The organism is Micromonospora sp. ATA51 (assembly GCF_016802855.1).
Taxonomy (GTDB): Bacteria; Actinomycetota; Actinomycetes; order Mycobacteriales; family Micromonosporaceae; genus Micromonospora; species Micromonospora sicca.
In genome coordinates, this window is record NZ_JAEVHJ010000298.1 from 1 (window position 1) to 8,487 (window position 8,487).

The 8,487-nt window shown below is 69.4% G+C and carries 8 protein-coding genes; 4 read left to right on the forward strand and 4 right to left on the reverse strand.

Annotated features, from left to right (window positions below):
* Positions 1-83: 83 nt before the first annotated feature.
* From JNW87_RS30610 to JNW87_RS30625, 4 genes are all read right to left on the reverse strand, one after another.
* Positions 84-611 (reverse strand): integrase, encoded by a 528-nt coding sequence (locus JNW87_RS30610; protein WP_238454856.1) that lies wholly within the window; start codon positions 609-611, stop codon positions 84-86.
* Positions 608-1,078, reverse strand: coding sequence for a hypothetical protein (locus JNW87_RS30615; protein ID WP_238454857.1), 471 nt, complete (start codon positions 1,076-1,078; stop codon positions 608-610). The genes JNW87_RS30610 and JNW87_RS30615 overlap by 4 nt, the downstream gene beginning before the upstream one ends.
* A 308-nt stretch (positions 1,079-1,386) precedes the next feature.
* Positions 1,387-3,282 (reverse strand): DEAD/DEAH box helicase, encoded by a 1,896-nt coding sequence (locus JNW87_RS30620; protein WP_309234114.1) that lies wholly within the window; start codon positions 3,280-3,282, stop codon positions 1,387-1,389.
* Entirely contained in the window at positions 3,279-4,682 is a 1,404-nt protein-coding gene (locus JNW87_RS30625; RefSeq protein ID WP_238454858.1) for a hypothetical protein, read from the reverse strand. Before JNW87_RS30625 ends, JNW87_RS30620 begins: the two co-directional genes overlap by 4 nt.
* A gap of 450 nt (positions 4,683-5,132) precedes the next feature.
* Here JNW87_RS30625 and JNW87_RS30630 point away from each other — a divergent pair, with 450 nt between their 5' ends.
* The 4 genes from JNW87_RS30630 to JNW87_RS30645 all read left to right on the forward strand — a co-directional run bounded on the left by JNW87_RS30630 (position 5,133) and on the right by JNW87_RS30645 (position 8,360).
* On the forward strand, positions 5,133-5,429 hold the full coding sequence (locus tag JNW87_RS30630) for a hypothetical protein (RefSeq protein ID WP_236647357.1): 297 nt from the start codon (positions 5,133-5,135) through the stop codon (positions 5,427-5,429).
* A 2-nt stretch (positions 5,430-5,431) separates the two neighbouring features.
* Positions 5,432-6,082: a nucleotidyl transferase AbiEii/AbiGii toxin family protein gene (locus JNW87_RS30635; protein WP_238454859.1), complete on the forward strand. Its 651-nt coding sequence runs from the start codon at positions 5,432-5,434 to the stop codon at positions 6,080-6,082.
* Between the two features lie 119 nt (positions 6,083-6,201).
* Positions 6,202-7,455 carry a DUF6880 family protein gene (locus JNW87_RS30640; protein ID WP_238454860.1) on the forward strand — a complete coding sequence of 418 codons (1,254 nt, stop codon included), beginning with the start codon at positions 6,202-6,204 and terminating at the stop codon, positions 7,453-7,455.
* Positions 7,456-7,517: 62 nt separating this feature from the next.
* Entirely contained in the window at positions 7,518-8,360 is an 843-nt protein-coding gene (locus tag JNW87_RS30645; RefSeq protein ID WP_238454861.1) for a hypothetical protein, read from the forward strand.
* Positions 8,361-8,487 lie beyond the last annotated feature (127 nt).

Below are 8,487 nucleotides of genomic sequence, written 5' to 3' on the forward strand. Positions count from 1 at the left end.
GCCCACCACGCCGCGATGGTCCAATGGGCCATGATCATCATGATGACCCGCCGCCTCGCCCGCCACCAACACACCTGAAACCCTTATTTACCAGGCTCTAACGCCGGATCGTCACCCGTGGACGCCGCTACCTCGTTGATCTCCGCCAACCGGGTGTCCGCCAATGCCCGCCGGGTGCTCGGCAACCGCCGTGGCTTCGCCACCTTTAACGCCTGGTTCTCTGCCTCAGACATGAACCCGTCGGCGACCGGCCGCCGGTACAGACAGCGCAGAGCCGCGATCAGATGCTCCGCCGCGCTGCGCCCACCCCGCGCGTTACGCCGTGCCACCACATGCGACTTGACGTAATCCGCCAGCCGCTCAATCTCCGACGGCGTCGGCTCATCAATACGCCGCTGGCCCCAATGCTCGACCACGCGCTTCCAGTACGACCCGTACGCCCGCCGCGTCCCAGCACTCACCGCAGCCGCAACCACCGGCACATACTCCGCGAACGTCGGAGCCGGCGGACGATCCGACGCCGCCGCCACCAGATCTGCTGGCGAGACGCCCATCCGCGACAGCAACAACCGAGCGGCCTCCAGCTCGGCCTTGCCCGCCACGCCACTCACGACTCACCACCCGCGAACGCCTCGTCGTGCACTCGGGCGACCACCGCGTCCAGCGAGGCCGGCGGGTGAAGCACGAGACGTCCGGCCTTCGGATCGGCCGCCAGCAGCACCCGGTTGCCGGCCGTCAACCCGCACCACTGGCGGACCACAGCGGGCAACCGCACATGGCCCTCTTTCGTCACCTGGAACACCCCGCGCGGGTCGACGATGATCAGACCGCCGCTTTCCCTGATGCTCAGCCTGAGGCCAGGAGCCCAGCCGAGAGCGGTCATCACCGCCCGATCAGCGACGCGGCCATGCACATCAAGAGTCGCCAGCCCATACACCGTGCTGCCGTCACGAGTAGGAGCAAGCCGCGCCAGCGGCAGAGGCGGTCGCCTCATCGCGGCACGCGAGTCACCGCGGATCTTGAGCCCGCCTGACGAAACCACCGCCGGGATCACCGAATCGATTGGCCGGTCAGTCATGACCCACCTCGCCCAACGACGAGGCTGCCACCAACGGCGGTAACAGAGAGTGAAATCAGGTGGTCAAGCACGCTTGACCACCTGGACGTCCGACGTCGCACGGTTGCTACGCGGGAGTGTCCGAGGGGGATTCGTACACAAATTCGCGGCACCCATGCACAGCACGGGTGCCGATGCCGTAATTCTACGGCAGTCAGCGGACACTGTGGAGAGGCAGCCGCCGGCCCGGGGTGGTAATCATCGCTGCTCGCTGCGGTCGGCACCCCGGTCGGCCGCCGCGACCGGCGTGAGGCCCGCCGCGAGGTGCGCTATTGGAGCAGGTCTCGGATGTCGGCGGCGGTCAGCTGCGCGGACGCGAAATCACCGCCGTCGAGGACGCTTCCGAACAGTTCGGCCTTACGGGCCTTGAGCGCCATCACCTTTTCCTCGATCGTGTCCTTGGCGACCAGGCGATACACCATCACGTTGCGGGTCTGCCCAATGCGGTGCACGCGGTCCACGGCCTGCGCCTCGGTGGCGGGGTTCCACCACGGGTCAAGCAGGATGCAGTAGTCGGCCTCGGTCAGGTTCAGCCCGAAACCGCCGGCCTTGAGGCTGATTAGGAACACCGGTGCCGTACCGTTCTTGAACTCGGCGAGCACCGTCGCGCGGTCGCGGGTGGCCCCGTCGAGGTAGCAGCAGTGGATGCCCGCTGCCTCCAGCCGCGCCCGGGCGGCGTCCAGGAACCGGGTGAACTGGCTGAACACCAGAGTCCGGTGGCCTTCGGCGACGAGATCGCTGACCTGCTCGGCCAGCACGTCCAGTTTGGTTGACGGCACGGCACGGTGTTTCGGGTCGACCAGGGTGACGTCGAGGCTGGCCTGCCGCAGCAGGGTCAGTGACCGGAAGATCTCGAACCGGTGCTGCTGCAGGTCGCCGAGCAGGCCGAGCACCTTCTGCCGCTCCCTCTGCAGGTAGGTCTGGTACACCTTGCGATGTTTCGGGTTGAGGTCCAGCTCAATGACCTGTTCCTGCTTGTCCGGCAGGTCGGCGGCCACGTCGGCCTTCCGGCGGCGCAGCATCAGCGGCCGGATCCGCCGTCGTAGCTGGGCGAGCCGTTCCGGGTCGTGGGCCTTCTCAATCGGATTGCGGTAGTGATCAGTGAACCGGTCCGCGCGGGGGAACAGGCCAGGCGCGGTAATGGACAGCAGCGACCACAGTTCGAGGAGGTTGTTCTCCATCGGCGTGCCGGTGATGGCGAGCTTGAACGGTGCCGGGAGTTGCTTCGCGCAGCGGTATCCCTGGGAATGGGGGTTCTTGACGAACTGGGCCTCGTCGAGGATCAGTCCGGCCCAGTCGACCGCCTCGTAGTCTTCGAACTCGAGTCGGAACAGGGTGTAGGAGGTGACCACCAGATCCGCACCGCGGACTGCGTCGGCGAGCGTCGCGCCACGTCGCGCGCGGGTCTGGGTGATGGCGCTGACCACGAGGTCCGGTGCGAACCGGTCTGCTTCGCTCGCCCAATTGTGCACGACGCTGGCGGGGGCGACTACCAGGAACGGCGCCCGCGCACCGCCGAGCTCGCGGACGTGGCAGATCAACGCCAATGCCTGCAGGGTCTTGCCCAGGCCCATGTCGTCGGCGAGGACCCCCCCGAGTCGGTGCTCGTGCAGGGCGGCCAGCCACCGGAATCCGTCCTGCTGGTACGGCCGCAGCATGGCCTTCAGCCTTGATGGGACCGGATGCTCGACGCGGTTGCCCGCGTCGGACAGTGAGCGTACCGCCTCCTGCCAGGCGGCGGCCTGGCCGGTGACCTCGCCCAGTTCCGCCAGTTCCTGCCACAGCCCGGCCTGGAAGCGCCCTACCCGCAGCACCCCGGGCGGCGGGTCGTCCAGCGCGCGGGACTCGGCGATCAGGTCGCGCAGCTGGCGGAACTCGGCACGGTCGAGGCTGAAGTACGTGCCGCTGGGCAGGATGAGGTACTGCTGATCCGCGGCGAGCGCGACAAAGAGCTCGTCGAACGGCACCTGCTCACCGCCGACCGTCACCTGTACCGACAGGTCGTACCAGTCCGGCTGCCCGCCGGTGTCTGCGCCGGCGAACGTGATGACCGGGGCCCGCTGCGTCTCCTGGTAGGCGGGGCCCGCGTCGTCGAGATGCGCGACGACGTTGACGCCGTCAATCTCGGTCAGCCGGGGCAGGATGTCGTTCAGGAACCGGATCATCGTGTCGCCGGCCACATCGGCGGTGGCCGCCAGCCGAGGCCCCGCAGGCGTTGACTCCAGCAGGCCCAGCGCCGGGTCGGCGACCAGCTCGGTGACCCGCCGCACCACCTTCTCGCGGTCGGCAGCGTGTGCGACGGTGCTGGCCCCCACAGCGGCTCCCGATGATGACGGTCACCGACCGGCAGCACCCACTCCCATCTCAGCGAGAGCCGATGCCCGACCATACGGTCCACGGTCAACGTCAAGGCCGCTGCCCCGAGATCAGGCAACCGAACCGACGGATCCGCCGCGACCAATTCCGCCTGCCTTAGCAGACTCGGATAGTACTGCTCGAAGAACCGTGCCTCGTCGTCGGCGGGGATCCGGATCGCCGGGTTTGCCAGCATGCCGGCGATGCCCGGCTCCAGCGGCCGCGCCAGCGGCGCGAGCCGCAGCACCCTGTCGCGGGGCTGCGGGGCGGCGTGTCCCAGCACCCCCCACCAGGCGACGCCGTGGACCGGCTGGCCCACCAGCAGGGACGAATCCGGTGCGACCGGCACGCCGTCGGCCAGCAAGGTTGGTACGAGCAGCAGGTCGTCACCGGTCCGGTCGACCCGTACCGACACCCGCGCCGGTTCCCGACACACGACGACACGCCCGGCCGCCTTTCCGGCCTGCACCATCGGCAACCCGGTCTCCTGAGCCTCGCTCAGCAGGTCCCAGATCCGCCGGCTCGCGAACGCGTCCAGGTAGACCATCTGCTGGTAGCCGCTGTAGTAGTGCCGGTCCTCGGCCGCCGTGGACAGAGCCAGGATCTCCTTGAGTAGCTGCCAGTGCCGCTCCACCCGCCTCGGCTGCCCGTACCAGGCGTAGCCGAGATTCGACCAGGAGATCCCCGACCGCACCCACCCGCTGCGGCCTGGCACCACAGGGCGCAGAGCGATCCGCCACGACGATTCCGCGCCGGCCTGCCCGGCAGCCGCGAGATCGAACTGCAACCCGACGCCGGCCCGGTCCGACACCGGATCGGCGGAAGCCTCGGGCGCCGTACCGACCAGCGGGGACAGCGCGGTCTCCCACGCCGGCGGTGGCGCCACGGCCCGCGGGCGGGGCACACCTCGGGCCGACACGACGGCGAGGATCAACGCGGCCGGATGGGCGCAGCCCGGATCGTCACCGCAGCTACACGATCCCTCCACCGCCGTGATGTCGCCACTCGGATCGGTGCGCGCGATGGCGATCACCGTGCCGGGCAGCTCGCCGCGGAGCCGGGCATGAGCGCGCCCCGCCCGCGGATCCCACTGCACGTCGACCAGCGCGCCGCGATCCAGGTGCGCCCGCGCCTGGACGAAGGAACGTGTCCCCACCGCGACGCGCACGGACTCCTCGTCCTCGGTCAGCACCAGCCGTGCCAAGGTCACCTCCACGACATCTGGCCCGGGCAGCCGCGAGCGTATCCTTCCGCAAGGTGGGCAGTGCCCAGCGCCACCCAGTCCGTCCGCCACGTCGGCTCGGGCACCAGCGGACCCGCGGCCCGGGATGGTCGACCGGAGCTGCCGACATCCGGCACGAGAACGTCGCGCCAGCGGGCGGCGGCACCCTGACCCCGCCTGTAGTGCGGGATCGGCATGCGGGTGTTCATCCTTCCCAGCGGTGACCATCAGGCCACTGCCTCCGCCGCCCCCGCCTCCGATGACCCGTTCACCAGGGCGGTGGCCCGCAGGCCGAGCCCGGGAGGTCAGATGGCCGGCAGGTCGATGTCGTGCCAGCCGGCGACGCCGCTCACACGTACGATCTGGGCAGGAGGTAGAGACATGGCCGGCGGCAATGGCGCACCGCCTGGGTCACGGTACGTGGACCAGCGGCATTTCGTGGTCGCCGCCACCCTGTCCGACCTGCGCGGTCCGGTTCGCGGTGTGGTGACACTCGATCGGTGGCTGGACTGGTCCGGCGACAGCACCTATGACCTGGACGACGCCGGTGATCTGCAGCTGATGTACCAGACGGTGCTGAACCAGGCTAATTCGGTCACGGACTTGTGCCGGTGGTTGCACGGCCCGACGCTGCGCCGACTGTGGCCCAGCTTGTGGCTCCCGGCCCGGCTGCGGGCGTTGTGGCAGGCACGCTTTCCCGAGCTGACGACGCCGCCGCGGACGCTGGCCGGGTAAGAGTGGATCAGGTTCACGTCCGCCTGGCGGAGATCGGACTGCGGGTTGCTGCCCGCTACGGGTTCGCGTTGGCCGGCGGCTACGTGCAGGCCCACGGCATCCTGGACCGTCCGAGCGAGGACGTCGACCTGTTCACGGCGTGGGAGCGGCGTGGGGAGTTCGCCGCAGCAGTGGACGCGGTGGTCGACGGCTACCTCGACGGCGGGTATTCCGTCGAGGTGACGCAGCAGTTCGACACCTTCGCCCGGCTCGCGGTCACCGATCCCGCTCAACCTGAGCACCCGTACAAGGTCAAGCTGGCGGCCAATTGGCGCGCGTTGCCGCCGGTGATGATGGACGTCGGGCCGGTGCTGCACGCCGACGATGTCGTCGCGGGCAAGATGTCTGCCCTGTACACGCGTGCCGAGCCCCGAGACTTTCTGGACATCGACGCGGCGCTCGTGACCGGTCGCTACACCCGGACGCGGCTGTGCGAGCTGGCCGAACAATCAGACGCGGGGTTCGACCGGCGCATCCTGGCGGACCTGTTCGGAATGCTGGAGCGCTACCCGGACCGACGTTTCGCCGCCTACGGTGCCGACCCCGCTCACATCGGCGAGATGCGCAAACGCTTCGCACAGTGGCGCGATGAACTCACCGCCGACCTGCCCTAGCGCACGAAGCAAGCGGGCATGATGGCCACCCGTCCCCACCAGGCGGTAACCCGCATCAGGTTCGCTGAACACCACGCAGCCCGCCCGGGTCGTCGCGGGCGTTCTGGTGTGATGTACCGGTGAGCGCAGGGAACGAGAATGAGCTGACTGTGCTGGTGGACCGGTTGCGGCGAGATCGCCGTCGTGACCCGTACGCGGGCCGGCAGGCCTACTCGCAGGCGGCGCGTGAGGTCGCGGACCGCTGCGCCCGGCTGATCGATGCGGGTGACGCGGCGGTCGCGGTGCCGGTGCTGCGCACGGCAGTCGATCGGATGACGACCGCCTTGATGTACATGGACAGCTCCTCCGGGGTACTCGGCAACGACCTCGCCTATCTGATGGAGCTCTACGCCCGGGCGTGCCGGGCCGCACCGCCACGACCCGCTGGCCTGGCCGCGTGGCTGGTCCGGCTCGTCTGCGACGGCCCTGGCTGGCCGGACGTGATCCTGCGCGAGTGGGCGCCGGCTCTCGGGGCGAAAGGCCTGGCCGAGGTGACCCGCTTGGTCGAGCAGCGTGCCGCGGTGGCGGATCCCGACAACTGGCACCAGCAGTGGACGGTACGGCACCTACGCGAGCAGCTCGCCGAGGTCTCCGGCGACGTGGACCGGTACGTGGCCGTGCTGGCGGAGCACCTGGTCAGCGCTGACCAGTACGAGCGCGTCGTACGGGTGCTGGCCGAGGCGGGACGGCCCGCCGACGCGATCGGCTGGGCCCGACGCGGACTCGCCGAACACCCCACCGGCCACCAATCCGCGCGGCTGCGTGACCTGCTGGTGGGGCTGCTGATCGAGACCGGCGATCCGCGGGCCGCGGTGGCCGAGCGTCGGGCTGCGTTCGACAAGCAGCCGACCATCGACAACCTCCGGCCACTGCTGGCGACGGTGGCCGAGACCGACCGCGACGAAACCCCCACCGAGTGGGCGCTGACCGTGGTACGCGACCGCGTCGCCCAGCAGCCCGGCTACCTGCCTCACCTGATCGACGCGCTGCACCACACCGGCCGTGATGATGAGGCCTGGCACACCGGACTCGCACGCCTGGACGAGTTGCCCACCCGGCAACGCGTCGAACTCCTGCACCGTCGGCAACAGGGCCATCCGGCCGACGTGCGCGAGCCCTACCGGGCACTCGTCAACGCCCATCTGCTGGACTCGCATGACAAGCGCCGCTACGACACAGCCATCACGATGCTCCGCCATCTGCGTGACGTGTACGCGGCCACCGGCGAAACCGACCAGTTCGCCAAATACCTGGACGAGTTGCGTGGACAGCACCGGCGCCGGCCGGCGTTCCTGGCCAAGCTCGACGCCGCCCGCCTCCACCCTGGCCGGTAGAGTGCCCGCCCGTGGCAGTCCGAATCGACATCGACGCGTTCCGGGAATCCGTCCCCACCACGGTGGCCGAGGCCGCGGCACGGCTGCTGAGTAACGGCAGCGTCGGCGAACTCGAACCGGCCGGCGGCGGCGTCCAAGCCGTCGTCCACAGCCACGACGGCGTCTTCCAACCCTGGATCGGCATCGTCGGCGGCCTCTTCACCACCGACTGCGACTGCGGAACCGTCGGCGACGACTTCTGCGCCCACGCCGTCGCCACCGCACTCACCGCATTCCACGCCGGCACCGCCTTCTCGGGCGCCGCGACCCCACCTGGCGCCACCCCTGGTGAGCCCGAACACGCCCACTATCTCGAAGCCGTGCGGCGGCTCCCCCCTCGACAACTGGCAAACCTCGTCGTGGAACACGCCCTGCGGGACCGCCTCTTCGCCACCCAGCTGCTCGGTGAAGCCGGCCTCCTCGACACCACCGACCACACCGGCCTGCACGACGCCCGCGCCGCCATCCGCGACGCCTCCAATGCGACCACCGGCAGCAGGTGGCAGATCTCCGACGTCGAAGCCGCCGGCCATCAGCTGGCCGCCGAAATTGAGATTCTCTGCGCCCGGCCCGCCACCACCGCCATGCTCGATCTCGTCGAAGAAGCCATCCTCGTCTGGGACGACCTCTCCGGACACCTCCGCGACGCCTATCACATCACCCGCACCGAACCCGAGGAGATCACCGAACCGCTCGTCAACGCCCACCATGACCTGTGCGAACGCCTCGACCTCGACGCGGAGGAGATCGGCCATCGATTGACGCGGCTCATCGAACGCTGCCACCACGACACCATCGACATCGACACCTATACCGACCTCCTCGGCGAAGACGCCAGGACGATCACCCGTTCCAGCCACTGGTAACGGCGATCGCTCTCGCACCCGACGCGCCACAGCTGCCGGCCGAGCGGAGCTGTCGCATCGGGATGCCGGACACCATCACCGACGCTGATCAGCACCCTCCAGGTCTGTCACGCGAGTCTGCCGCCGC

Excerpts from the sequence above, each read along its gene's own strand:
- JNW87_RS30615 (WP_238454857.1), bottom strand. The coding sequence starts at position 1,078 with ATGACTGACCGGCCAATCGATTCGGTGATCCCGGCGGTGGTTTCGTCA.
- JNW87_RS30620 (WP_309234114.1), bottom strand. The coding sequence starts at position 3,282 with ATGATCCGGTTCCTGAACGACATCCTGCCCCGGCTGACCGAGATTGAC.